This window comes from Desulfovibrio sp. ZJ200, assembly GCF_011039095.1.
Taxonomy (GTDB): domain Bacteria; phylum Desulfobacterota; class Desulfovibrionia; order Desulfovibrionales; family Desulfovibrionaceae; genus Desulfovibrio.
In genome coordinates this window covers 16813-42394 of the sequence record NZ_JAAKEH010000027.1, presented here as the reverse complement: position 1 = coordinate 42394, position 25582 = coordinate 16813, and the positions used below count along the sequence as shown (strand labels likewise).

Annotated in this window: 21 protein-coding genes and 2 tRNA genes; 4 read left to right on the top strand and 19 right to left on the bottom strand. The window is 51.2% G+C overall.

Annotated elements, in window-relative coordinates; translation table 11 throughout:
- The coding region (locus tag G7Y52_RS09120; protein WP_165070713.1) for a hypothetical protein at nt 1-579 on the top strand (579 nt) is incomplete at its 5' end.
- On the opposite strand, the gene G7Y52_RS09115 is transcribed toward G7Y52_RS09120, so the two are convergent.
- Nucleotides 558-652: transfer RNA gene (locus G7Y52_RS09115), tRNA-Ser, on the bottom strand. The two genes, G7Y52_RS09120 and G7Y52_RS09115, sit on opposite strands and share 22 nt — an antisense overlap.
- Before the next feature lie 278 nt (nt 653-930).
- On the opposite strand from G7Y52_RS09115, the gene G7Y52_RS09110 reads away from it, so the two are divergent.
- Complete coding sequence (locus G7Y52_RS09110; RefSeq protein WP_165070709.1) at nt 931-2664, top strand: glutamine--tRNA ligase/YqeY domain fusion protein; 1734 nt, start codon at nt 931-933, stop codon at nt 2662-2664.
- A gap of 148 nt (nt 2665-2812) precedes the next feature.
- Nucleotides 2813-2888 (top strand) — tRNA-Lys (locus G7Y52_RS09105).
- A 353-nt stretch (nt 2889-3241) separates the two neighbouring features.
- Here G7Y52_RS09105 and G7Y52_RS09100 read toward each other — a convergent pair.
- The 5 genes from G7Y52_RS09100 to G7Y52_RS15300 all read right to left on the bottom strand — a co-directional run bounded on the left by G7Y52_RS09100 (nt 3242) and on the right by G7Y52_RS15300 (nt 8033).
- Nucleotides 3242-3859 carry a hypothetical protein gene (locus G7Y52_RS09100; RefSeq protein ID WP_206215248.1) on the bottom strand — a complete coding sequence of 206 codons (618 nt, stop codon included), beginning with the start codon at nt 3857-3859 and terminating at the stop codon, nt 3242-3244.
- A gap of 17 nt (nt 3860-3876) precedes the next feature.
- On the bottom strand, nt 3877-4605 hold the full coding sequence (locus tag G7Y52_RS09095) for a hypothetical protein (RefSeq protein ID WP_206215247.1): 729 nt from the start codon (nt 4603-4605) through the stop codon (nt 3877-3879).
- A gap of 317 nt (nt 4606-4922) precedes the next feature.
- Nucleotides 4923-5075 (bottom strand): hypothetical protein, encoded by a 153-nt coding sequence (locus G7Y52_RS14975; RefSeq protein WP_206215246.1) that lies wholly within the window; start codon nt 5073-5075, stop codon nt 4923-4925.
- A gap of 74 nt (nt 5076-5149) precedes the next feature.
- Nucleotides 5150-6964 (bottom strand): hypothetical protein, encoded by a 1815-nt coding sequence (locus tag G7Y52_RS09090; protein WP_165070702.1) that lies wholly within the window; start codon nt 6962-6964, stop codon nt 5150-5152.
- Between the two features lie 85 nt (nt 6965-7049).
- Nucleotides 7050-8033: a class I SAM-dependent methyltransferase gene (locus tag G7Y52_RS15300; protein WP_241159683.1), complete on the bottom strand. Its 984-nt coding sequence runs from the start codon at nt 8031-8033 to the stop codon at nt 7050-7052.
- 72 nt (nt 8034-8105) lie between these two features.
- Between G7Y52_RS15300 and G7Y52_RS15295 the strand changes: the two genes are divergently transcribed.
- On the top strand, nt 8106-8660 hold the full coding sequence (locus G7Y52_RS15295; protein WP_241159682.1) for a hypothetical protein: 555 nt from the start codon (nt 8106-8108) through the stop codon (nt 8658-8660).
- Here G7Y52_RS15295 and G7Y52_RS09080 read toward each other — a convergent pair.
- The 13 genes from G7Y52_RS09080 to wecC all read right to left on the bottom strand — a co-directional run bounded on the left by G7Y52_RS09080 (nt 8633) and on the right by wecC (nt 25576).
- Entirely contained in the window at nt 8633-10480 is a 1848-nt protein-coding gene (locus G7Y52_RS09080) for a cobalamin-dependent protein (protein ID WP_165070697.1), read from the bottom strand. The two genes, G7Y52_RS15295 and G7Y52_RS09080, sit on opposite strands and share 28 nt — an antisense overlap.
- On the bottom strand, nt 10477-11601 hold the full coding sequence (gene wecB, locus G7Y52_RS09075; protein ID WP_165070695.1) for a UDP-N-acetylglucosamine 2-epimerase (non-hydrolyzing): 1125 nt from the start codon (nt 11599-11601) through the stop codon (nt 10477-10479). The genes G7Y52_RS09080 and wecB overlap by 4 nt, the downstream gene beginning before the upstream one ends.
- 2 nt (nt 11602-11603) lie before the next feature.
- Nucleotides 11604-12932 (bottom strand): radical SAM/SPASM domain-containing protein, encoded by a 1329-nt coding sequence (locus tag G7Y52_RS09070; RefSeq protein WP_206215245.1) that lies wholly within the window; start codon nt 12930-12932, stop codon nt 11604-11606.
- 106 nt (nt 12933-13038) lie between these two features.
- The gene (locus G7Y52_RS09065; protein WP_165070690.1) at nt 13039-16494 is read right to left on the bottom strand and encodes a heparinase II/III family protein; all 3456 of its coding nucleotides are present in this window, start codon (nt 16492-16494) and stop codon (nt 13039-13041) included.
- Nucleotides 16482-18083, bottom strand: coding sequence for a methyltransferase domain-containing protein (locus G7Y52_RS09060; RefSeq protein ID WP_165070687.1), 1602 nt, complete (start codon nt 18081-18083; stop codon nt 16482-16484). The genes G7Y52_RS09065 and G7Y52_RS09060 overlap by 13 nt, the downstream gene beginning before the upstream one ends.
- A 1-nt stretch (nt 18084) precedes the next feature.
- Nucleotides 18085-19374: a glycosyltransferase family 2 protein gene (locus tag G7Y52_RS09055; protein WP_165070685.1), complete on the bottom strand. Its 1290-nt coding sequence runs from the start codon at nt 19372-19374 to the stop codon at nt 18085-18087.
- 4 nt (nt 19375-19378) lie between these two features.
- On the bottom strand, nt 19379-20038 hold the full coding sequence (locus tag G7Y52_RS09050; RefSeq protein WP_241159681.1) for a transferase: 660 nt from the start codon (nt 20036-20038) through the stop codon (nt 19379-19381).
- A complete protein-coding gene (locus G7Y52_RS09045) occupies nt 20038-20790 on the bottom strand; it encodes an SDR family oxidoreductase (protein ID WP_241159680.1) in 753 nt (250 codons plus the stop codon). The genes G7Y52_RS09050 and G7Y52_RS09045 overlap by 1 nt, the downstream gene beginning before the upstream one ends.
- Nucleotides 20787-21008, bottom strand: a complete 222-nt coding sequence (locus G7Y52_RS09040) for a phosphopantetheine-binding protein (RefSeq protein ID WP_165070682.1) — start codon at nt 21006-21008, stop codon at nt 20787-20789. Before G7Y52_RS09040 ends, G7Y52_RS09045 begins: the two co-directional genes overlap by 4 nt.
- Entirely contained in the window at nt 21008-22114 is a 1107-nt protein-coding gene (locus G7Y52_RS09035; RefSeq protein ID WP_165070679.1) for a ketoacyl-ACP synthase III, read from the bottom strand. The genes G7Y52_RS09040 and G7Y52_RS09035 overlap by 1 nt, the downstream gene beginning before the upstream one ends.
- Before the next feature lie 50 nt (nt 22115-22164).
- Nucleotides 22165-23412 carry a glycosyltransferase family 4 protein gene (locus G7Y52_RS09030; protein WP_165070677.1) on the bottom strand — a complete coding sequence of 416 codons (1248 nt, stop codon included), beginning with the start codon at nt 23410-23412 and terminating at the stop codon, nt 22165-22167.
- Nucleotides 23405-24283 (bottom strand): hypothetical protein, encoded by an 879-nt coding sequence (locus G7Y52_RS09025; RefSeq protein WP_165070675.1) that lies wholly within the window; start codon nt 24281-24283, stop codon nt 23405-23407. The genes G7Y52_RS09030 and G7Y52_RS09025 overlap by 8 nt, the downstream gene beginning before the upstream one ends.
- 3 nt (nt 24284-24286) lie before the next feature.
- Complete coding sequence (gene wecC, locus G7Y52_RS09020; RefSeq protein ID WP_206215244.1) at nt 24287-25576, bottom strand: UDP-N-acetyl-D-mannosamine dehydrogenase; 1290 nt, start codon at nt 25574-25576, stop codon at nt 24287-24289.
- Nucleotides 25577-25582: the final 6 nt, after the last annotated feature.

The following is a 25582-nucleotide window of genomic DNA, read 5'->3' as shown; positions in this document are numbered from 1 at the left end:
GGTTATGGCCGCACGAGGCGTAACAGTACGGCTTTGCAGCGCTCCGCGAAGGTCGGCAGCCGTATCGCGCTCGGCGCGGCCCGTGGCAATGGCATACCGGAAAATGAGAGAGCAGATGCCGCGTACACGATAAGCCTGATCAAGAGCGCCGCGAATTTCAATTTTGCGAAGAACAGCCAGCAATTCAGGGGGAGTGATTTCAGCAATAGGACGATCGCCAAGATACGGGAAGATATTTTGGGCAATCCGCTCCATCACGTCCCTGGCGTAATTTGCTGTCCAGACAAAAATCTGGTTGGCGTGCCATTCCCGTGCACAGCCTCAAAGGAAGAGGCCATTGCCGTCAAAAAGTTTTTGCGGCGTATCAAGGGGCTTAACCGCACGAATGGCGGTATCGGCAAGGGACATGGGGGTATTCTCCTGGCAAGGGATTCATATACCCCTAAAACTGGTGGATATCTATGGCGTTTACTCCTCTCGGTCGGACAGTCCATTTCGCCTCATCCCTTGCCAGGAAAGACTTTTTGGACTGTACCGAACCAAGATGGAGTGAAATCTGGCGGAGAGGGAGGGATTTGAACCCTCGATACAGGTTTAAGCCCGTATACTCGCTTAGCAGGCGAGCTCCTTCGGCCGGCTCGGACACCTCTCCGCATGATCCGGCGCATATATGCCGCCAGATCGTGAAGACGCACGTTAGCTCAGACCGGCATCGCTGTCAACCCGCCAGGCCTGCATTGACCGCAGGTGCGACTTGGCGTATTTTTTCAGATTATCATTACCGCAACAGCCGGGCAGTGCGGCGCTACACGCGGATCGCCCGCAAGGAATGTGCTTTCTCCCTGACGCGCCGCAGAGGGCCGCATGGCGATCTTTCGGCTGATGCCTCGCAATCTGCGCCGCAATCGGCGTAATGGAATGGAGCGGAATATGTCTTCAAACACAGCCCCTGATGCGCTCCCGAACGACACTGCAACCCCGGCCAGGGAGGCGGCCAGGCCCGGCCTGGACTTCATCCGGGCCCGTATCCGGGAAGACAACGCGTCAGGCCGTTTCGGCGGGCAGGTGCATACGCGTTTCCCGCCGGAACCCAACGGCTATCTGCATCTCGGGCACGCCAAGTCCATTTGCCTTAATTTCGGCGTGGCCCGGGAATTCAGCGGGCTGTGCAATCTGCGCTTTGACGACACCAATCCCGTCAAGGAAGAAAGCGAGTACGTGGAATCCATCCGCGAAGATGTGCGCTGGCTGGGCGGGGAGTGGCAGAATCGCGAATTTTACGCCTCCGATTATTTTGAAAAACTTTACCAGTACGCCGAGCAGTTGATCCGCATGGGCAAGGCCTATGTGGACGATCTTACGGCGGACGAGATCCGCGAGTACCGCGGCACGCTCACCCAGGCAGGGCGCGAGAGCCCGTACCGCAACCGCAGCGTGGAGGAAAACCTGGATCTCTTCCGCCGTATGCGCGCCGGAGAGTTCCCGGACGGAGCGCGGGTGCTGCGCGCCAAAATCGACATGGCCTCGCCCAATCTGGTCATGCGCGATCCCACGCTTTACCGCATCCGTCATGCCGAGCATCACCGCACGGGCAATGCCTGGTGCATCTACCCTATGTACGATTACACCCACTGCCTGTCCGATTCGCTGGAGGGCATCACGCATTCGCTCTGCACCCTGGAGTTCGTAAACAACCGCGAGCTGTACGACTGGGTGCTGAACGCCCTGGGCCTGTATCATCCGCAGCAGATCGAGTTCGCCCGCCTTAATCTGACCTATACCGTGCTTTCCAAGCGCAAGCTGATCCAACTGGTCAGGGAGGGGCACGTTACGGGCTGGGACGACCCGCGTATGCCCACGCTGAGCGGCCTGCGCCGCAGGGGCGTGCCGCCCGAAGCGCTGCGAGAGTTCTGCGCCAGAGTGGGACTGGCCCGGGTCAATTCCACGGTGGAGTATTCCATGCTGGAATTCTGCATCCGCGAATACCTGAATGCTCATGCGCCGCGCGTCATGGCCGTGCTCGATCCGATCAAGGTGGTCATTGAAAATTATCCCGAACATCAGGTGGAAGAGTTCGAGATGCCCTACCATCCCGAGGATGCCTCCCACGGCAGCCGCAAGGTGCCCTTTTCGCGCGAGTTGTATATTGAGCGGGACGACTTCCGGCTGGAGCCGCCCAAAAAATTCCACCGGCTTTCGCCCGGAGCGGAAGTGCGTTTGCGCTACGCCTATTTCATCACCTGCCGCGAGGCCGTGCTGGACGAGGCAGGCAACGTCCTGGAGCTGCGCTGCGAGTATGACCCCCAAAGCCGGGGCGGCCAGAGCCCTGACGGCCGCAAGGTCAAGGGCACGATCCACTGGGTTTCGGCGGCGCACGCCATCCCGGCGGAAGTGCGCCTCTACGATCAGCTCTTTGCCGTGGAGAATCCCAACGCCGTGCCCGAGGGCAAGACCTTTCTGGACTACCTGAATCCCGACTCCTTGCGCGTGGTGCAAGGCCTGCTGGAACCGGCCCTGACCGAAAGCAAGCCCGGCGATCGCGTGCAGTTCGAGCGCCTGGGGTATTTCTGCAAAGACAAGGACAGCACAACGGAGCTGCCGGTGTTCAACCGCACGGCCACGTTGCGCGACACATGGGCCAAGCTGGAAAAAAAGGGCGCTTAGAGCCTTTCCTGTGAAAATGCTCCCGCGCCGCGCGCGGATAACGGCCCGCGCCGCGCGGGCTTGCGGCCCAGGGCTGAAAAACCAGGCGCGGACCCGGGGATACGGCCTTGACAATCTTGCCGCTTGCCGCTATTTTGTCGGTCTCAACGGGTCGTTAACTCAGTAGGTAGAGTATCTGCCTTTTAAGCAGAGAGTCGCAGGTTCGATCCCCGCACGACCCACCAGTTTTTCAAGCCCTTACGGCGACAGCCGTGGGGGCTTTTCTCTTGGGCACATGCCATTGGGCACACAGCGGAACTCCGGGAGGGCGTTGACCGCGGCCCGCTTTTGGCTGTCCATGACGCACTGGTAGTCGTCGGCGTCGGTCTTTTTATGGATGCGATTTTCATAGAGCAGATTACCTTTGACTTTTTATGAAAGTCAAAGGTGGCATTCAGGTGAAAAACGCGGTTTTCGCCTGAATGTACGCCGCGTTGCGGCGGCTGCCGCTTTCGCGTCAGCAGAGCATTTTCAAAGGTAATCTGCTCTGGATTCGCTATGGTTCGTTGACACCCTCCATTCAGAAACAATCCCCACTTTACCCCTTGGGCATGGCCCTGTTAAGTTGTTGCAAATTACGTTCGAGGGTCATAACCCAGATAAGTTTTTGGGCAGTGGTGTTTATATTTGAAATTTTTCTTGTCGAAAGAGAATGGGTATACGTTACATCAAGCATATTTTTGAAAGTTGCAAGAAGAGTATTGCGCTCAAACAAATTCCAGGCGCAACTTTTTGAAGAGCACATTTCCAACAGTTCTTCTCCGCGCCCCATTTCCCAACAGGTTGGATAGGCTATATAGAAGTCTTCGATTTCATCACTTTTCAATTCATGAAAAAATGGCGCTTCTTTCCATGCCGGCAGAAATGAGCCCACAACATCGCGCACAAAATAAGAATGTAGTTTTGATTCTATACGTTGATTGAATCCATTGAGAGCATAGGGGTATACTGTGAGCGGAGTTTTATGATCAAAAGCGCCGTTGGCTCCGGGCCATTGGCGGTTGAGGCAAAGATCAAAACAGAGAAAGTCGAGATGATAAAATCCATCCAGGCCTGCTGCATGAGATTTTTTTACGACATTCCGGCGGATGTTTTCCCTGGCCTGCTGCCCGCAAAAGTCTGTCACCCCAAAGCTTTTAACTGATATGGTATCCACTAAGCCTTCAAGCCGTTTCAGTGAAGGCCGCATCCCCTGACCGGTTCTTTCCCAGGCCTGTTCCTGCGCAAAGAGTTGAGGCGTATAATAACAGTTATGCGCGACCTCGCCCTGATCACCACAGACATACAAAATCCCGAGTCAATATCTGAAATAGCCAGAGGCCAGCTAAAGAAAAGCTTGACGGAAATATTGCTGTTCTGAGTGCGCAAAAAATCATCGGCAATCTCAAGCAGGCTGCCCCGCGCGGCATACCAGGCCTGAATCTCCTGCCGCCTGTTTTGATGCTTGACCTGGGCATCCACCTGAGCCAGTTTCAGAAGCTGCCGGGCCAGTTCGGCATCTTTGGCAGGGGGGCTGCACAGGGCAATCTCACAATCCAGATCCGCGGCGAACAGAGCCGCGGCAACTATGCGTGAATCACGCCCCCCGGAAAGGTTCAGCCGGAGAGTGGACGTATTGAAAAAGCGGAGTTCTTCCACCCAGCGGCGTATGGCGGCATGGGCTTTTTCCAGCGCATCCGGTTCCACTTCCCTCCGAATCAGGCCGTCAGCCGCGGGGCTCAGTGCTGCAGTCGTCATTGTGCCTGAGAGGCTATCAACCTCAAGAAAGGAACCGGGGGCAACGAGATGCAGGTTTTTATAGCCGGTACCGCTCCCGCTGAACATGCCGCAAGCCGCCATGTCGGCAAGGGATTCTTCATCCAGCTGAGCTGGTATGCCCGCAAACATGAGGGCCGCTGCCATCTTGTTTGACCAGACCGTACCAAAGGCCGTTTTGTATTCATAAAGCCGCCCAAAGCCGCGCCAGTCATTACACAAGGTCAGTTTATGCTCCTGACAATCCAACTGACACAGAACTTGCGGCGGCGCCAGGTCAAAAAGCGTCTGAGGCGACTTGCGCAAAAGTTGCAGCAACTGAGGCAGGTACTCGCCACTTCGCAGTGCCTGCCTGTCGGCAAAAGCACTTGCCCCAAATGGTAGCTAGGCGGAAGTACTTAATTTATTTGGATCTTTGTAAATCAAAGGGATAGTGAAGGAGTTACGCCTGCAGTCTGCAAACGCTAGACCGCAATGCCGTCTGAGACAAGCTGAACGCCAAACCGATCCGCGTCATCAAGATGCAGAAAACGGAAAATCGCCTGCAAACGCTCTTCCACAGATGCTCTGGACAGGGGATATTGAGCTGCCCAGGCAATAGAGACAGGCATCAGCATGGCTCAGAACCTCCGGATTTACGCAATAGCAAATAGTATCAAATCAACAACACTACAATGACTTTCAATAGTACTTATGAACTAAAAGTACTAATTACTTCATTAATCTCTTTTAACTCTTGCATGAAGGCCACCATCCACACATGGCGCTGCGCACAACGATTGCAAAGCTCGCGAAAAGCAGTTTCGCGGGGAGTAAGTTTTGATGATAATTTTTGCTGCCAGAGATATGCAGATTCAAGTACCTGCTTCTTTTCAAAAAATTTCCATAGCTCAGGGTGGGAATCATATATCTCCAACAAGTCTTTCCCTCGCCCTAATTCCCACCATGTAGGACGACGTACATGAAAATCATGACGTTTCTCTTCAGGAAACTCATGAAAAAATGGAACATCACGCCATTGAGGCATTACAAAAGATATTATTTCTTTTACAAAAATTGAATCTATTTTTGATTTTAATGATTGACTAAAACCATAACGTACATATGGATATACTGTTAATGGTGTTTTTATGTCATACGCTCCAACTGATCCAGCGGAATTACGATTAAGATAGATATCAAGCCTCATAAAATCAAGAATATAGAACGAATTTTCAAACCCAGCAATTGCTGACTTAGCAATAAGTGGATTTATAAGATTTATACGTGATATATTCCTTGTTGATTCTGTCACTCCGTATGCATTTGTTGTGTGAAAATCAAATACTTCAGATAATCTTTCATCTATAGACATATTATTTAATATTTCATTATCATACTGATAAGTATGAGTTATTTCACCCTGCGGCCCACCTGCAATAAAAGTTCTCTTTGGGAGATATTGACTATCAACAGGATAATTTAAAAATGTATGAATGCATACATCGTGATTATTTGCGCGTAGAATCATAGATGCATGGTATAATAAAGAATGTTCATCTTTATACGAAGATGCTTTTTTCTGGCGAGAGTCTTCACGAACAAACGGGACAGTTCGTCCAGCCAGATTCACAAGACGTTCTGCCAAATCAGCATCCAAAGCAGGAGGAAAACAAGTGCGGAATTTTACTTCGAGATTGGAAGCCAACGCATACGCCGCAACCACTCGGCTGTCTCTGCCACCGGAAAGATCTATTGTTTTGGGGCCGGAGGTCATAACGTCCAAATCCTGCCACCAGCCTAATAACGCATCAGCAGATTCTTCAACAGCTGAAGCAGGCAGAGGCTCTACGGCAACTCCCCCGGTATCAGAGCTGAATCGCCTGCGCTCAATCAAACCTGAGCTTAGATCAGCCTGTAACCATGTTCCCGGCAGTACATAATTCATATTGGAAAAGCCGGTGCTTCCGCCATAAAACAGACTATTTGCAGCAAATCCGGCCCATGCTGTCTCATCCATAGCGGCACAGGTGGCCGCCAACATGGGGGCAGCCGCCATTTTATTGGTCCAAACTATACCGAATGGACTGGTATATTCATAAAGCCTGCCGAAGCCTCGATAATCATTAAAGATGCACAGAACATTTTTTTCGAGGTCGCAGTCTGCCCAAACCTGGGGAGGGGCAAGATGACAAATATGTTGTGGAGAAGAAGCAAGTTTATCCACCATTTCAGGCAAATAACGTCCGCTGTGCATATCTTCGATCTTCATTTGCCGAGGTACTCCAAAAGGCAGATATGCAGACACCGTTAATCGTTTATCCTGCTGACAGGCGAAAGGAACTGTCCAAGCATTTTTTACTTGATCAATAAAGATGAGCCCTCCTCTTTGCCCCAGTAAATACTGTATTTTGAAATTAGAATTATCCAATCTGAAAAATGATAATATTTTTTCTAAACGATATTTTACAATATCATGATCAATATGTTCATATGATATGAATCCAATATAAATAGGGATTACCATAAATGACCTCCTTACCATCTGACAGGTATGAAATGCCTGTGGATATATTGAATTTTACATCAATATATATTCACAGCAACTTATTTTATATTGGCTTATATATCATGAGATTTATAAAATCCTTTTCCAAGTCTCCTTTAGGATAGCGCCCAAGCTTTTCCAGAAAACATTGGTAGAAATCTTCATCAAAGGGCCTCCTGGAATACGTGCATTTGAGTATCTCAAAGCCAAGCTCGTGAATTTTTTCCAGATAATGCAGGTGGGTGAGCTTATTGACCCAGGCAGGAGTGACACCCTGTCGACCATCTCTCTCCCGATAAAAACGGGTAAAAACAGCATCTTCAAACAGCAGATGCGGCCAAGGGAAAAAGACCTCACGGTAACGGTGTGAGGCCATTGGCCCCCGGTACAGGTTGGCTGAGAGATAAATCTTTCCACCAGGCTTGAGCAATTCAAACATGACCTCCAGCATAGCCAGAGGATTTTGCACATGCTCAAGCACTGCAAAAGAAACAATGTAGTCAAAACTTTCCGGGGAAAAGGGGGATTGTTCTGTCAGATCCACTTCCACAAAACGGACATGATCACATTGCCGGTCAGGCCATTCAGGGTAGGGATGTGCATCCACGCCAGTTACGCGGCAGGAGTGCCGCTCTGACAGGCGAACCGCGGTTTCTCCCCGTCCACAACCAATTTCCAGACAATCCGCGCCTTCCATAGCGCCAAAATGCTTTTGCAGGTAGTCCACCCGTTTGTCAGCCTGCGCAAAAAGGCTTTGCGGGGATATTTCACGCGGCTGGGGCACAAGCGGTTTGTCGGCATATATCTCATTCAGCGTCGTGAACAGGTAGCGGTCATAGACAAAAGGCGCCCAGAGTCCTTTGGCTGCCAGTTTTTTGGTCAGTTCATTTTGGGCAGTTTTCTGCCTTTGGCGCAGATACGGGGCAATGTTATCTTTGCCGCCCTGCAACGCAGCAACTTTTGTGGCGCGTTTTCCGGCCACGGCCTTTTGCTGGATCTGGATAATTCCCTTTTCCGCCAGTTCCAGCAGCAATGAGGCATCAGGCATCTGTCCGGGTTCGGAGAGATCACAGACACAGCGCAGGTAGGCGTCTTCGACCTCCAGCAGCAGGATGGAGAAATGCCTGCCGATTTTGGCCGCAAAATTACCGGGCAGAAAGGTTTGCTCATGATCCGGGTGGGGGTGCAGGCCCAGGGGTACGGTTATGGCTATTCTCCCGCCGGGGGCCAGCAGTTCCGCAATATGGGCAAGATGTTTGTCCAGCGCGGCATCGGGCAGATGCTCCAGATACTCTCCGGCCAAAATGGCATCAAAGCGCTGATCCGGTTTATATTCCAAAAAATCCAGACACAGCAGCTCTATTCTTTGCCGCGCGTCTGGATCGGCACTTTTCAGGTTTTCCCGCGCCCAGGCGATGGCCTCTGCATCAAGGTCAAGGCCCGTCACCGCAAAGCCCTTATGCCCCAACAGCCAGGGAACCAGCCCTTGAGAGCAACCTATATCCAGGACCCGGCCTGTTGCCTGATCGCAGAGCCAGTTGGCGCGGCGGCGTGTGGCTTCCTGGCTGTATTCGTTGAGCCTTTGGCCCAAATAAACTTCAAAGCTGCGATCCATACAGTAGTATCCTCTTTCGCAAAAAATGATTGTTATGACATAACAATACTGCATGAATGAATTTTCTCAAAACCAACTCTGTACTGGCGTAAAAGCTTTTTCTTGGCAGGCATCGGATCTCCTAAAAAAACCATAAAATTTACATTTTCAAAATTCTCATTTTGAAAAAACTCTTCTGTTGCGATGATTGGAGTTCCATCAATACTTTTTTTATAGGGCATTCGATCTTTATCAACAAGAATAGCTTCAGGCTTACATATTGAAAAAAAATCTTTATTTTTTTGATAGCAGTCACCTGCTCCATAGTATACCCAAGGTCCAGTTATTTTTTTCAGTTCCTGATAATACGAGAGCTGTTTTATTTTAAGCAACTGCTCGAATGTATTTTCAAGATAAATATTTTCATCCATTTTTTCTTTTTTTGATTTTTCTCTATCTAAAAAAGATGCTATATGATTTGAAAATTCATCCTTAGTGAAAAATCGACAATATTCCATTAAAATGGCACGAAAGTGCCATTCCTCAGCTGGCATAGGATTTACTACTACATTTGGACGTTTTTTAATAATAGGGCTTCCAGGATGAGGGGAGAGTCGAATATTCCCAATAACAACAGCATTACGATATTCCATCGATACTGGTAATTCACGAATGAGATCCAGAGTTTGTTCCAGATCTTCCCAACTTTCATAACAATTTCCACCAATGAACTGCGCAGTAAATGGAATAAAGTTATAAAAAAGACGTTGGGAGTAGGCGAGAAGCAAAGAAAAACGAGCTTTTCTTTCATATATCTGCTGCAATAAATCAGAAGAGCCTGTCTGAAAGCCAATTCCAGTCCAGCTCAGCCCTGAATCGATAACTAAATCCATGAGATCTGGATTTTGAATCATTTGTTCATAGTTAAGATAAGCCCAAAACGCTTTATTAACGTATTTTTTATATAATGTAAAAAAATGTTCCGCTTTTTCTCTCGATAGAGACCAATATTCATCGCAAAATCCAATACATTTTATGGAATCTGGTAATTTTCTACATTCTTCAATGACATCTTCAATATTCCTGTTTCGACGTACATACGCCTTTTTTCCATCATTACGATATAAAGATTTCCAATGCCCACCAGAACAATATGTACATTTTCCAGGGCAACCTCTTCCCAAAAAAGTTCGATACGTATTGGAAAGTAGCATTGGATCTTCATAGCGGTGCAACTGCCCATTCTGAATCCAACTGAAATGTTCATGCCCCGAAAGAGGAGCTGGATAACGCGATAAATCTTTTTGCTGATTACTCAGTTGGTTTCTATGACCTCCATGCGCTCTATTCCAACTGGTATTTTCAATAGTATATATACTTGTTACCTCTCTCTCTCTCTCTCTCTCTCTCTCTCTCTCTTCATATTCAAGAGACTGAACAAGCTTGAGAAGGGCCTCTTCTCCATCACCACGCACTACCACATCAAAACCAGCGTCAAGATACAGGTTTGGTTCAAGAGTCGGCCCAAATCCTCCAGCCACCAGCAAGGCTTTTGGCGCGGCTTTCTTGAAAATCTTGATTATGGAATTTGCGAGAAAGTTAAATGTGGAACGAGCGCTAAACCCTAAAATTTTGGGATCTTCCATACTGACAGCTTGTTCCAATGCCTTCCAATCCTCAGCAACAAAAGGATGGTACATGCTTTTATGCTCGAGAAGATTCCCAGCCGAATACTGCTGATAACCTATAAATTTTTCTTGTGGAACTTTAGATTTTATATCTTGATTATCATCTAATAGAATATTATGTGTAGAAATATTATTACTTTGCAGCCATGAAGCTAAAAGGCGTGTCCCTAAATATTCAAATTCATAGGCATTAACAAAGACAACAGTACTCATTGTTCAGTGGCTCCATATCTTGTATAATATTCAATCAGCGTAACTATTCTTTCCGCTGCCTTGCCATCGCCGTAAGGGTTAAAAAAATGCGTAGAAATCTTTGAAGGACTCTGCAAAATACTGCAAGCTTCCCTCACAATCATTTCATAATCAGCCCCCACCAGCCTGGCTAATCCAAGTTCCAGACCTTCCCTGCGCTCTGTTTCATAGCGCAAAACAAGAACCGGCAGGCCGAAGCTGGGAGCTTCTTCCTGAATACCGCCGCTGTCGCTTAAGGCCAGAACCGCATTTTGCATCACGCATACCAGCTCCGGATAGCTCAGAGGTTCTGTAAGGATGATGGTATCCCGCCCGGAAAGCGCGGCGTGAACGGCCTGCTTCACATTGGGATTGGGATGTACCGGCAGGATAAAGCGGCAGGCCGGATACAGCCTGCTGAGCGTATCCACCGCTCGCAGTATCTGTTCCAGCCTGGGGCCGTGATTTTCCCGCCGGTGTACCGTGACCAGAACCAATGGCAGCGTGAGATCCACCCTTGCTTCCAGCCTTTGCCTTGCTTCTGCCAGGGCCGTATCTGTCAGGCAGTTCAGGGCGTCAATAACGGTATTTCCGGTAACGTGAATGTTGTCAGGCGGGATATGTTCCGCCAGCAAAGCCTGTTGTGCCGCAGTGGTGGGAGCAAAATGCAGGGCCGCAATGCGGGCCAGCATCTGGCGCAACGCTTCTTCCGGGAAGGGTTCGCCAAGATGATATGAGCGCAGCCCCGCCTCCACATGGAAGACAGGCAGCCGCCGGTAAAAGGCGGCTAACGCTCCGCAGAAAGCGCTCATGGTATCACCCTGGACAAGAAGCCCGTCGGGACTGCTCGCGGCCAGAAAGGTATCCAGCCCGGTTAAAAGCCTGCTCTGCAAGGCGGCAAGCCCCTGATTGGGGCGCATGACATCCAGCTTGACATCCGCATTCAGGCCAAACCAGGCCAGCGTTTCCCCACAAAGCTGATCATGCTGGCCGGTATTGCAGACAAGGGGCTGCAAGCCGCTCTGGCCTTCCAGCTTCTGAATCACCGGGGCCAGCTTGATGGCCTCCGGCCTGGTGCCCACAACGACCGCGATCCTTTGCATGGTCAATCCTGAAAAAACGGCTTCACCGGCGCCACAATGTGGGCATTGGCCGGACAGATGATCAGCCTGGAGGGTTTGTAAAAGGAATATTTTTCCTTCAGCGTTTGCAGGATTTTGGGGCTGGCCTCTTGCATGGCAAAAATGACCAGGGGTAAGGGTTCTGTGAGCGCAGGCAAAAAGACATCAGGGCGGTAAACAGGGATGCCGTCGATTTCTTTTTGCTCAGTCGCGTTGGGAGTATCCATGAGCATTGCCACGGGCTCGCAGTCCACAAAAAAGCTCTTGTAAGCGCGGTAGGCTTCTCCCCCTCCCCAGAAAATGACCTTCTGGCCGCGCACTTCTCTGGCCTGCCATGCGGCCATGCGGGCCAGCTCGTCCCGTTCGGCATACGTTGCATATACTTGGCATGAATTACATACAGGTATCTTCTCAGGTTGCATTTGCCACCATGCCCGATAGAAAGATTTATAGGTATCTCCTGTAAATATTTCTTCAAGACTCATTGTTTTCAGGTTACCAAAAATTATTTCATTACGCATCATGCAACAAGGAATAACATCAAGATTATATAAGATATTTAATGCTCTGGATCTATTCCCCCAAACAACATCACACGGGAAAGGCAAATGCCAAGCTGCATACCCATTGAGAGGTTGTGGAATACTCCACGGGAAACACTGTCTTGGGTCAAAATTTTTTATTCCTGCATTTTCCATTTTTCTTTTAAATATATTAAATTTATTTTCCGCCTCTTTAATATTAAAGAGACTACCATAATTCTTGAAATACCTAAATACAATTTTATCAGACATACTTTTTGGCAAGTTTTCAATAACAGAAATATTTTCCTCGAGGTTTGAAAAGTTGTCAGAGCCATGGACTTTTTTATAATCGTCATTTGTATAGGCATAGCATGAAATATATAAGCTATCGAGTCCTGCATGGAATAATTCCCTGATATACTCTTCGCCACGTGATATATTAAAAGTTGTAGTAATTTGTAATTTACATTTTGGCCAGGATTTTTTTACCATCTGAACCCTTTCAGGCAAATCTTTTAGCATAAATACTTCACCAGAACCAAATGATACTTCTTCTGAATATCCAGGAAACATATCAAGTATAAAAGACAAATCACTTTTATCCATAGAGACATTCTGATGTTCTGCTGATGCACGAGAACAGAATATACATTTATTATGACATTTTCTTGTTTGCTCTAAAGTTATTGCTGTAAAGCGTTTATAAACAGAAATCTGACCATAATTTGGCAACGGAAAGTTCATCATGCCCTCCAGTATTATTATCAAGGTGACAAATGTATAAATCAAATTATACGTTCATCAACGTATACTTTATTTCTTATTTTTACAACTTTTTTATTGCGATAAAATTATATTTACTAATACAATTTATGTCATTTGATTGTCTAATAATTTATAATAAAATACTTTCATGTATGTTATTTGCAAATCTCAAATGTATAGAACCATTTTTATCTGAAGAGCAAACGCATGATCCGATGAGTGAAAATATTGTCATAAAGCTTGTTGATATAGTTTTTGTAGTTTGATGTATACCTACTGCGATAGCAGGATCCAGCCATCGAATACTTTTGATTGCTTGCCAGCCCTGAAGGCGTGGTAAAAATTCACCTTTGTGCATAGTTATCTGGCCGGAAGCAAAATTGTGACAATGCAGTTGCCGGCTGTCAGGCAGTTTCAGACAAAGAGAATTTTCTGAATGTGAAAGTAAATCCAGGCTTGCATCAAAATGAAACCACTGCGAGAATTTTGTTGTCTGCCCACACTGATCCGGCAGTAACGGCTCAAGCTCGTCCAAAACCAGCAGCCATCGGCCGGGAGAAAAAATGAGTCTGCGTCTTTGCCGGAAGCCCTCCGGTCTGTTCCAAAGCCCTTCCAGCAGCCAATGCTTTTCCGACAGCTGCCGGCCGCTGAGTGGCAGAACGCCCCAGGGCTGAACACGTCGGGACCAGGTTTCGCCATTGATTTCCACGACATTATGCGCATGGGTGGATTCAGCATAAACACGGTTGGGAACAGAATAGTAAAAGCCTTTGTCCCATAGTGGGCCACTTTCTATCATGCCTTCCAGGCCGTACTGCATCCCGGAATCTACCAGAAGGTGTTGTTTCCCCTCGCTCCAGATGAAGCTGAGTTCGTCACAATGCTTGTGAATCAGGGAATGAAAGGCCGCAGTCACGGTCAGGCAGGACGTGTTTTCGCAAGAAGCATTGTCTTTGCGTATCCGCAAAAAAGCATAGCCCGAATTGTGAAGTATGGAGAGTGGGGGCAAGGCTGCGCATTGCTTGCGGGCCCTGGCGACTTCATCTGCAATGACTTGAGCGAGATATGGACTTGTGTCGCCAAAGGGGGCGAGAGTTCCATCAGGGAGAATAAAGCAGGCACACACTGTACGCATTTTATCCAAAAGGTTCTCCAGTACTCCTGCCTCCTGCCCGGCCCGGGTCAAAAAGATTTTCATTCGTTCCAGAATCGGCAATATGTGTACATGATACTCCGGCGAATGTTCCCGAACAACATTGTCAGCAGTGATCATGACTCCAAGCAGTTTTTCCAGCCTGAGCATGACCAGCTCAGGAATGGTTTCGCTTCCCCGAAGGCTCGGAAAACTGGCGGCAAAGCTTAAAAGGCCAAGAAGCTGCAAGAGGCCATGGTTGTACCTGTCTGTAAAAAAATGATCCGCGCAAAGCAGCAGAAAGTGATCCAGAGCACTGCGGAAAAGTTTTTCAAGCAGCCTGCTGTCATATTGGGGCAAGGGGAAAACCCGCAGCAGGGTATATGCCATGAAATTGAGGCGGACAGCCACGGCAGTATCATGCCAAACCATCCAATATGTGTGACGATCCATGCTGATGGATTGGGTATAAAAGCCATATCTGTCAATCCATCTCTCCAGTTCAGAAGCTATATGCCGTAATTGCAGGCTATCACTATGGGCAGGATCTTTCTCCAGTTCCGGCAACAAATAGTAGAACGCCTGAGAATTGTAGGGGTGCAAATCCGCGGGATACGCAGGGGGAAAGTCTCCTTTTTTGGGGCCGTCGGACGGTATTGGCGCAACTTGTTTAAAATGCAAGGCAAAAATAGCCTCTTTCAGCCACGTCAGGTCGACAAAAGAAACGGATTGGCGAAACTGTCGCCAGCTTTTAAATTCTGGCAGAAATTTTGAGAGAGGATCATGTTGCGCATCATGGAAAATACGCCCGGCATTTGAGCGGAGAATGGAAATCGTGAAAAGCTCTGCCGGTTCTTTTTTCACGCCAGCAGTGACAGGGGCGGCGCCCTTTTTGGGCGTGCCGGCCAGCCAGCGGACAGGCAGGCCTGTCGCCTTGTCTTCAGTTATGAACACGCGGGTATGAAAATACGGCGCAAAGCTTTGTTCCCAGTCCCTGCGTCCAAATTCACGAAATTTGCCTACCCCATATTTTTGCAGTATCTCCGCGCCATACCAGGCGGACTGGCTGGCCTGGTCAGATACTTTATAGCCAAACTCCCTGTCCAGCAGAGGCTCGGTATTGAGCAACACGCCGCCGGGGCGCAGAACACGGACAATTTCCTGAAGCGCCGCATCAAGATGGCGCACATTTCGGAATACCCCGCTGACCAGAACAAGGTCAAAAGAGTTGTCCGCTATCTGAGGCATACTTTGAATATCAGCCACAAGGGCGCCGCGATCCGGGAGGGCATCCAAAGAGGTCACACGGCAGCCGTGCATACGCCGCAAGAGAAGACCTTCAGCCCATCCCGGACCGATATGCAAAATATCCTTGTTATGGAAAAGCTGAGGGCCAAAAGCTCCGGCATACACCAAGTCTACAAGGGAACGCTGCCTTTCCACAGATCCACAAAAGGGGCACAGGCGTTTGAGACCGCCATTAAAATCCTTGAAATGACTTGCAGGTTCATAACAAACAGGGCAAACGTTTTCCTGCACGTTGGCAGAGACAACTTCATAGGAACCAAAATTCTGTTGATTTTCTTGCGCAATTTGAGCGAGGGAGACTATCTCAAAATCTTCTTTGAGCATAGCCAGTAAGGATTGAAAAAGATGTACTGTCTCGTCTGCCGGGAGAGTGAACATGCCATGCAGGTCCATCTTCCAGAAAGACCAGGAATGCATGATTAAGGTGGCTACAGCACCATCTCCGTGCCTTGTGAACCAGCTTTCCAGAAATTTTTTATGTCTCTTCAGGTTTTCTTCCGGATCAGGAGTAAGAAAGCAGCGGTGATTGAAATTCCAGGGAATCAGCGGGCCGGCATTTTGGAAATAAGGGATAAAGGGCACGGGGATTTCCAGCAGGTCATTGACAAAGCGGAACGGGCCACGCAGCCCCAGGCGAAGTGGGGCGCGCTTGCAAGACAGCGAATAGCTGGCATCCAGGATAATCCCTGCCTGTTGCAGAGCATCCAGATAGGGAGTGCTCAACTCGTAGCCCCGGCTGCGGTGAGCCAAAGGACGTGAGCCGGTGACCCGTATATGGCAATCAGCAAGGTACTCTACCATGTTGCTAGCCTGAGCAGGCGTAGCGTTGCCAATGCGTACAGCATCAGGATCGTCCGTGCCGAACAGGCTTGTATACAGATATTCAGGATGGCAATGCGGCTCCAGATCATGACCGCGGCGAAAGATTTCACGCCCCACATCAAGCAAATCCTCGCCATAGGCTTCCGCTTCCGGGTAATCCAGAAAAAAAGTCAGAGGAACGCCACAGTTGTCGGCAATATCCATCATTTTGCCGATACCATGCTCACGACCATGCTGCCTGCCCCAGATCAGACGCTCAACATGTTTGTCCAAAGCGCGAGGTTTATGCGCTTCCACATCCACGGTAATGGCTATGCGCCGCATTGTCTGTTCCTTTTGTTTCTGGGCGTGCAGGCTAACCACCAGGCCGGAGAGCCGGTAGCCTGATCATTGACCTTGAACAGGCGCGTATAAAAATACGGCTCAAAACTCTTTGCCCAATCTTTACGGCCAAAGCGGCGGAAGTCGCCAATATCGAATTGCTCCAGCTTCTCCTTGCCGTACCAGGATATCTGTTCCGCAATATCGGTAATTTCACGGCCATAGTCGGCATTTTCAAGGCAATCCGAACAGATCAGCAAGCCTCCCGGACGCAAAACCCGGTGAATTTCGGCCAATGCCCTGTCAAAATGGCGCACATGCCGGAAAACTTCACTGGCCAGAACAATGTCATAAGAGTTGTCTTGCACTTCCGGCATGGCCGATATATTTGCCGTCAGATCACAGCCGGGCTGAATATTCAGGGTGGTCACGCGACATTCCCGCATCCTGCGGAGCAAGAGCGTTTCAGGCCAGCCCGGAGCAATGTGCAAAATATCCTTGCCGGTAAAGACATGCGGCCCCAATGCCCCGGCATAAACCAAATCCACAAGAGTACGCTGTCGCTCCACAGAACTGCAAAAGGCGCAACGGCGTTTGGCGCCTCCGTTATAGTCCTGAAAATGACTGACAGGCTCACAGCAGACAGGGCAATGACCATCCTGTTCCCGCGCGCTTACCTTTTCGAGCTCGGCAGGGGCCTCATCTTCGGCCAGACGGGAAAGGGGGATTATTTCAAAATTTTTCTGAAGCATGGTCAGCATGGCCTCAAAGCTCTCCAGGCCACGATCTTCAGGAATGCTGAAAAATCCCTGCGCGTCCATTTTCCAGAATGACCAGGAATGCATGATCAGCGCGGCAACAGCGTCATCCCCATGCCGCCGGAACCAGGTATCCAGAAAGGTTTTGTGCCGGGCGGCATTTTCACTTGCCGAGCCTTGCAGGAAGCCAGAGAAGTTGAAATTCCAGGCAACCAGATGATTGCTTTTGGTAAAATAGGGAATAAACGGCACGGGGATTTCCCGCAGGCCGTTTTCCCAGAGAAATGGCCCGCGCAAACCGATGCGGAAGGGATTTTCCGGGCAACGTAATGAGTAGCTGGCATCAATGACAATGCCAGACCTCTTCAAGGCTTCAAGATAATCAGGGCCTATGAGATATGCCCCACTGCGATATGCAAGGGGTTTTTGCCCGCAGATGCTCTCATGCCTGTTGACCAGCCAGTCCACGATCTTCAGGGATTGATGCAGGTTGGCCCTGGGTAAGCGCAGAGACCACGGGTCATCCAGCCCGAAAAGAGACTTTACAATATATTCCAGATGACAATGCGGCTCCAGATCATGGCCCCGGCGACGGATTTCCCGCCCCACATCCAGCAGTTCCCCGCCGTAGAGTTCCACTTCCGGGTAGTCCAGAAAAAAGGTCATGGTCACGCCGTGCCTGTCGGCAATATCCATCATGGTCTGGATGCCTGCCTCACGGCCCTGTTGCCGCCCCCAGATCAGACGGTTGACGTGATCCCTGGCGGCGCGGATGGGGTGCGCCTCCACATCCACGGTCAGGGCCACACGGCGTTTGGGTTTTGCGTCGCTCATTTCAGTTCGCCTTTTTGGTAATATCTATATCCGGAGCCATGACCGCCGTGATGGCCCGCGCCAGTTGGGCATTGGCCAGAAGCAGGGCAAGGAGCAGTCTGTCGGAATTCTTCGCTGTGGAAACAAAATGGCAAAAGTCGGCATCGGCCAGGCCGCGGCCAAGGTGTATCCCGCACTGGGCAAGGCGGCGGCAGGTTTTGGCTCCAAAATCTCCGCACAGCCATTCTTGCGTGGTCACAAGCAGAGAATCCAGCGCGGGCCAGGCGGGATCATGGGGCAAGAGATCACTCACGCCGTACAGGCGGCCTATATCCTCAGCCCAGCCGCACAGCCGCGCGCTGTTGGCCGCAAGGGAACGGCACAGAGCATGAAGCAGCTCTTTCTGACTGATATTGGCCAGAACATTTTGCGCCAGCCAGTCATGGGGATCGGCCTGTTTTGCGCGCAGGGGCTTGAGTTCTGCCTCGGCCATCAGGGAAAGATGCCCGGATTGGATGATGAGACGCCGTTTGCAATAGGCGCGGAACGCCTCCAGCTGATCCGGCGCGCCCTCCTTTACAGTTTGGTCAAGCGTCTGCTCCAGAAGCAAGAGGGCATCCACCTGCCGGGCATACAGCCAGGCAGGACGATGGGCACGCATCCGGTATTCGTAAATCAGTTCATTACAGGCCGTGTACGATTCCGCGTACAGCAGGAAAAGCAGACCGAGAAATTTTACGTCAAAATAGCGTATTTCCAGATCTGGAGCTGCTGCCAGCACCGCCTTGACCAGGCGGGCTGAGAAAAACTTGTTACAAAGTGTGCCGGGGGGATAGGCATGGGCAAGAAAGGCGGCAAAAATATCCTTTCCCCGCAGGCGTTCAGCTACCGGCTCCGTCCAGATCAAGGGCTTTTGCAGGCTGCTTCCGGGCAGCACCCCACAGGCCTTGCAGTGCAGAATATCGGGCCTTTCCCGCTCCATAATGGTCAGGGCAGCGGAGACATCGGCATTGGGAGGGATACGGTCATCGGCGTCCACACACCAGACAACCGGCGCAGTGGCTCTGGCCAGCCCTTTCAGGCGTGAGCCATAGGAATAGAGCTGCCTTGTGTTGCGAACAAGCTCAACAGGCTGGCCAGACTGACGACTCCAGGCTGCAACACGGGCAACGCTGTCATCTTCCGAAGCGTCGTCAACCACCACAATCTGCATGAAAATGCGCTGTGTCGCCAGACTGTCCAGCATCTGGCAGACGCAATGCCCGGCGTTACGCATGGGCATGACCACCGAAAGTCGCGGTGTACCAGACACTGGCTCAGCCTTCCCTTTTTACCGGCGCATAGCGTTTTTCTATCAGTGCGGGGTTGCCGGTCATCAGGCAGTGATCCCTGCAACCCTTGTACACAACAGCGCCCGGCCCGAAAACATTCCAGTTGCCTACTTTGGCGTGTTCCAAAAGAATGCTCTGAGGCGCAAACTGATTGGCGGAACCAATGCGGACACCACCGGAAATGGCGGTATGAAGATTGAAGGTATTTCCGTTTTCAATAGTCACATCATGACCGACAGTGATACCGCCGTTGAAAAAATTGGCATTACCTATGCGTGCATTGGCCTGAACAGAGCAATCACGTTGAAAGATATTGCCCTCCCCAACAGTGGCGGACGGGCAGATATAGACATTAGGATGTTTCAGAGTATATAATTTTGCATTATGTTCTTTGATCCAGTCGTAGACATCCATACGCAGGGCAGGCTTGCCTATGCCGATCACGAAAAGATCATCCGGCTCAACCTGATACGCTTCGGAATCCCCCAAAGAGAAATGCGCCAGCTCGCAGAGCTGCCCTGCATATCCTTTCCAGGCCAGAAAGCCCTTGAAAGCAGGCGTACTGCTATCCGCCTCCTGCATTGTGCGCAAAAGCCAGTAACATTCCCGCGCTGCGCAGGAATTGCCGATGATAACCACACCCATCAGTAGCACCCGCCTCCAAGAACAAAATTCTGACCGGTGATCCAGCGGGCTTTTTCCGAGAGAAGAAAGACAGCCATTTCAGCCACATCTTCCGGTTCGCCAAATCCCAGAGGATAGCGGCCCTCCTCTCTGGCGGCATAGCTTTCGCCCATGCTCTTTGTGGCTGCGTCCAGCATGGGGGTGCGTATCCAGCCGGGCGCAAGGCAGTGTACGCGCAAGCCTTTGGCCGCCATTTCCTGACTGACCGATTTCATGGCAGTGGCCAGCGCGGCCTTGGCTGCCCCGTAAACGCAATGTCCTTTTTCAGGATAGACAGCAGATGCCGAGGAAAGAAAGAGCATGGCTCCTCCTTTCAGAAAATTGCGCCTGTCCGCAAAACCCCTGGCGAGCTGCATGGGAGCAAAGAAATTCAGATCATGGTGTCGTTTGGCCTCTGCCAGCTCAAAACAGGCGATGCTGTCCAAACGCCCTTCACCGGCGGCATGAATCAGGCCCCAGAGCCTGCCGTATTTCTGCCGCAAAGCGGCAACCCATTGCGGCAGGGATTCAAGTTCTGCCAGCAAGTCTTTCGTTTCATTGTGCCAATGCGCAGGGCTTGCGCATTTTGCCTGCGCCTCCCGCAGGCGAGCCTCATTGCGACCGCAGGCTATGACACTGGCCCCACGCGCATTGCAGAGCATGGCGCAAGCCCGGCCTATGCCGGAACTTGCCCCGGTAACAAGGATATACTGCTCCCGTGAGAACAGGTTCATGCCTTCCTCGCCAAAGAGAGCAAATCCTGTACTGTGCGGCATTTGGCGATGTCGCCTGAAGAAAGCTGGATGCCCAACTTCCGGTCAAAAAAAGCCGCCATGCCGAATTGTGCCAGGGAATCCCATTCTTCAAGATCGGTCAGCACTGTCCCGGCATCCAAGGGGGTATCGCATTGCAATACGTCCTGCCATTCCAGCAAAAGTTCTTGAGTTTCCATCAGTTTTCTTCCTTGCCGGTAAAAATTTTCTGCCAGTGGGCCAGATAGTCGGCAGTATATGTTTCTGACGGACTGCCCTGATAATCCGTGACAGGCCCCACGTTCAGGCCAGTCATTGGAACAAGGCAGGAAGCCCATGAAAGCCCGACGCCAAAACCGCAGAGGAGCATCTGCCCGTGTTCCTGCCTGCTTCCGCCCAGGCGGTCACAAATGCTTGCCGGAATGGAGGCACAGGCCAGATTGCCGTAACGACTGAAGGTTTCGCTCCAGACTTTTGAAGAGGGAAAGCCCGCCTTCTCGGCAACGCTTTCTATTATCTGGCCGTTGGCCTGATGCAGGAAGAGATAATCAACCTGTTCGGGGCTGACCCTGGCGGATGCCATAAAATCTTTGAGATGGGCAGGCACCACCTGCACGCTGAAATCAAAAATCTTGCGCCCATTCATATAGGGCTGGAGCATTCGCCAGGGATGCCCGTCCGGGTCAAGCATATCCTCATACAGTTCGGCATCCCTTTCCCGATCCAGAGAAGGAGGCCGTCTGGCGCGCCCGGCAGGCACGATAATCAGCTCATGCCCGCTGCCGTCTGTGCCGAGAGAAAAGGACATTTTCGGCGCGGAAGAATCATGCAGCAGCAGGGAGGCAGTACCGCAGTCGCCAAAGATGGGACTGACCACCCTGTTGGCGGGATTACGCGGAGGGAGGGCATCTCCCACCAGGAGCAGCACCTTTTTGCAGGCAGAAGAGGAAAGCAGGCTTGCCGCCATCCAGAGGCCATACACATAGCCGGAACAGCCCTGACTGAGATCAAGGGCCGCACATTCTTTTGACAAGCCCAGCCTGTCCTGCAAAATGCAGGCTGTGGCGGGCATCTGGTAATCCGGCGTCTGGCTCAGAAAAAGCAGGGCATCAATCTCTTCCCGCTGAATGTCGTTGCTCTCCAGCAACTCTGTCGCTGCCTGAAAGCACAGGTCCGAAGCGGTTACACCTTCCGGGCAGATACGACGGGTATTCAGGCCGATGGCCTTGCGCAGGCGTTCAACCTTCTTGCGATTGCCGCCATAGTATTCCAGCTCATCCATGATGGAGATTTCGTTGGAAGGCACACAGGAGTTTACCGCGGCCAGGCGAACAGAGGAAAATGTGCAGAACACCGTTACCCCTCCAGCAATCCTTCATAGACGCGCAAAATACGCTCACTGACCTTGTGCCAGTCTCGTTGCGCCAAAACCCAGGCACGTCCCCTGTCGGCAAGGCGTTGCCGCAAGTCGGGCCTGGCGAGCAGTGTCTCCAGCTTCTCCACCAGATCGGGCAGATTGCCGGATTCAAACACAAGCCCTGTCTCACCGTCCCGCACGATCTCGGTTAAAGCCGCCACGTTGGACGCCAGAACCGTTTTGCCCATAGCCATTGCTTCCAGCGGCTTCAGGGGGGGGACACAGCGACAGACTTTTGCCGGAACGCGGGGAAAGGGCATGATGTCGATCAGCGAATAATAGCGTTTGACATCTTCAAAGGGGACGCGACCGGTAAAGATAACGGACGGATGGCTGCCTCGGGCCTGGTGCAGGGCTTTCATTCGTTTCAGGTTGTCGGCGCCGTCCCCGACCATGAGCAGAGAAACCGGGAAGCCGCGCCAGTTGAGTTCCAGAACGGCATCCATGAGGCTGTCCAGCCCTTCATAGGCAGTAAAGGAGCCGATAAAGCCGACAACCACACGGTCTTGCAGACCGTATTTTTCCAGAAGCTCCTGATCCGGCGGCAATGGGGTGAAGCGTTCCACATCCACGGCATTGGGCAAAACCGTTATCTTGTTCTCCGGCAGGCCTTCGGCAACCAGTTCGGCCTTGAGAGCTTCGGAAATGGCGAAAACGGCATCCGCCAGCTGCCCGGTTTGCACCTCCAGCCTTTGCCTGCGTCGGAACGGCTCTGTCCAGGGGAACCAGGTATTGCGCACGGCTGCGGAATAGTGCCACATCCCCCGGTACTCGTAAATGCCTTTCACGCCCGCTTTTTTTGCCGCCAGCATGGCAGGCAGGCCGTTTTCCATGTCGGATGCCGCATGGATGATGCTTGCACGGCAACGCCCGGCCACAGTGGCGATCAGGGACGACGCCTGTTGCCGGTACTCCTCGCCAAACTCGCCCATGCCGACGGGATAGAGGGGCAGACGATGGTAGGTGACGTTTTCCACGGTATCGCTCAGGCGCACCTCTTGCGGCCCTGTCCAGGAAGTCAGGGGATAACCGGGCCGTGTGCAGACCTTGAGGCGCACTCCGTGCCGCAACAGATGGCTGGCTATGGCATGAGAACGCACCCCGTAGCCTGAAGGAGTAAGCGGCAGGGATGAGCTGAGCAGCATGAGTACCCCTGCGTCATTGTGTTGTGCCGACCAGTCAGACACGGTTTCTCCTTCCATTCTGCTCCTGCCAGAACTTGCCGTACAGCTCCAGATAACGCTTGAGCGAATCATTCAGTTGCAGCCATGATCGTTGCCGTTGGAACAGATAGTCTTCCAGAGGCAGATTTGAGTATTCCTGCGCACTCAAGGCAACCTGAGCCTGAGGAACATAGCGTTGACAGTCAAAATCCGGTGTATGACCAAAAAGGCGGATGGAGAAATCCAATGCTCCGTAGCCGCCTGTCAGACTTTCATCAAAGCCGCCCAAGGCAAAAAAGGTGTCCGCTGCCACAGCCATGTTTTCATCCAGATCAACCGGCCAGCAGCCGGTATCGTCGGCAAGCGCAAAACTGCCGGTGACCTGGCAGGCACAGGCATCAAGATCCGGAATGGACAATTTCCCCCTTGCGGCCAGCATCGTGGGGTGCGCCTGAAACATATCCCGGTATGCCGTCAGCAATCCTCTTTCAGGCTCCCCGCGCAGGAAGATGATAATCTTCCCTGTTGCGAAGGCTGCGCCAAGATTCAAAGCTGTGTACCAGGGCGCGGCATTGGAAAGTATGCAATGGATATTCGTGCCGGAATTGAGCGACAGCAAGGCAGGGATGTCACATTCAGATTCTGGAATATCTATCTGTACACTCTGGAAAGGAATCCCCTCTCCCTTGAGTGTTGCAAATCCTTCATAGGGAGCATCGGGTAAAGGACGGCGACGGATACTGACAACGCTGATGGGAGCATCTTCTGTTGAGGAAAGTATGCCGCCTTGCAGCCAGTATTGCGCGCCATATATCCGGCCAAGCCATCCCCGCCTGGTCATTGATGTTTCCAGAAATTTCAGCAAAGGAGTATCTGGAGTAACCTTACCTGCCATGTATCACTTCCTGCCCGCTCTGGCGTCATGGCTTGCCGCCTGTTTGCCTCGCCAAAGGCCGCAGGCGTCAATAACGGTTTTTTGTACAAGTCTGTCCGCAGCAATGTTGATGAATGGCGTGTGTTTGACCAGAGCCACAATGATGTCCCCGTCTTGCAGGCAGTCCTCCACATCCGCCTTCCGGACATTGGGCCTGTTCCTCAAGGATGGGGGGAGAGCCTGGATGTAAGGTTCACAGATGAGCAGATTCACGTTTGCTTCAGCCAGGGCCTCGGCAATGGCCAGAGCCGGGCTTTCCCGCAGATCGTCTATATCCGGCTTGAAGCTCAGGCCAAGGCAGACCACTGTGGGATTGCTCTGTTCCGCAACAGCTTCCAACGTCCGGGCAATAATCGCCTTCGGCTTGGAGTCGTTCACTTCCCGCGCCAGACGAAGCAAACGTGCTGTTTGCGGCGCGGAATCCACCAGAAACCAGGGATCGACCGCTATGCAGTGCCCGCCCACACCCGCGCCGGGCTGTAAAATGTTCACGCGGGGATGCCGGTTGGCAAGCTCAATGACTTCCCAGACGTTCAGATCAAGTTCCTGACACAGCATGGACAGTTCATTGGCAAAGGCAATATTGACATCCCGAAAAGAGTTCTCGGTCAGCTTGATCATCTCTGCCGTGCGCGAGTCTGTGCCCTGTACCGAACCGCTGACAAAGCGTTTGTAAAACTCCACGCCTTTACGGGTCGATTTCTGATCAATGCCGCCGACAATACGGTCATTTTCCACCAGCTCGTGCAGAATGCGGCCAGGTAAAACCCGTTCCGGGCAATGGGCCACATACACCGGTTCAGAATTGCCGGGACAATCTTGCCCGATCCGTAACTCCGGTCTCATGTCAGCCAATAATCCCGCCATTCTTTCTGTTGTGCCGACGGGGACTGTTGATTCCAGAATGACAAGATTGCCGCTGCGCAAAAAAGGGGCAATACAGGCAGCGGCAGATTCTACATAACTGAGATCAGGCTTATGCTTGTCTTTGAAAGGCGTAGGCACGCAGATAATAAATATCTCTGCTTCTCTGGGCTTGGTATCCACTGTGAGATAACCGGACTTCAAAGCCGATTTTACCATAACATCCAGTGCCGGTTCATAAATAAGGCACTTTCCATGCCGCAGACTCTGGATAAGATTGTCATTGGCATCCATTCCGGCCACACAAAATCCTTTTGTGGCCAGCAGGCTGGCTGTCGGCAAGCCTATATATCCCAATCCAAGGATACATACATCAGGTATTGTATTCATTATTTG

Coding starts and splice junctions, on each gene's coding strand:
- G7Y52_RS09110 (WP_165070709.1), top strand. CDS start 931: ATGTCTTCAAACACAGCCCCTGATGCGCTCCCGAACGACACTGCAACC.
- G7Y52_RS09095 (WP_206215247.1), bottom strand. CDS start 4,605: ATGGCAGCGGCCCTCATGTTTGCGGGCATACCAGCTCAGCTGGATGAA.
- G7Y52_RS14975 (WP_206215246.1), bottom strand. CDS start 5,075: ATGCTGATGCCTGTCTCTATTGCCTGGGCAGCTCAATATCCCCTGTCC.
- G7Y52_RS09090 (WP_165070702.1), bottom strand. CDS start 6,964: ATGGTAATCCCTATTTATATTGGATTCATATCATATGAACATATTGAT.
- G7Y52_RS15300 (WP_241159683.1), bottom strand. CDS start 8,033: ATGCCTGATGCCTCATTGCTGCTGGAACTGGCGGAAAAGGGAATTATC.
- G7Y52_RS15295 (WP_241159682.1), top strand. CDS start 8,106: ATGCCTGCCGATTTTGGCCGCAAAATTACCGGGCAGAAAGGTTTGCTC.
- G7Y52_RS09080 (WP_165070697.1), bottom strand. CDS start 10,480: ATGAGTACTGTTGTCTTTGTTAATGCCTATGAATTTGAATATTTAGGG.
- wecB (WP_165070695.1), bottom strand. CDS start 11,601: ATGCAAAGGATCGCGGTCGTTGTGGGCACCAGGCCGGAGGCCATCAAG.
- G7Y52_RS09065 (WP_165070690.1), bottom strand. CDS start 16,494: ATGCGGCGCATAGCCATTACCGTGGATGTGGAAGCGCATAAACCTCGC.
- G7Y52_RS09060 (WP_165070687.1), bottom strand. CDS start 18,083: ATGAGCGACGCAAAACCCAAACGCCGTGTGGCCCTGACCGTGGATGTG.
- G7Y52_RS09050 (WP_241159681.1), bottom strand. CDS start 20,038: ATGGGTGTGGTTATCATCGGCAATTCCTGCGCAGCGCGGGAATGTTAC.
- G7Y52_RS09045 (WP_241159680.1), bottom strand. CDS start 20,790: ATGAACCTGTTCTCACGGGAGCAGTATATCCTTGTTACCGGGGCAAGT.
- G7Y52_RS09040 (WP_165070682.1), bottom strand. CDS start 21,008: ATGGAAACTCAAGAACTTTTGCTGGAATGGCAGGACGTATTGCAATGC.
- G7Y52_RS09025 (WP_165070675.1), bottom strand. CDS start 24,283: ATGGCAGGTAAGGTTACTCCAGATACTCCTTTGCTGAAATTTCTGGAA.
- wecC (WP_206215244.1), bottom strand. CDS start 25,576: ATGAATACAATACCTGATGTATGTATCCTTGGATTGGGATATATAGGC.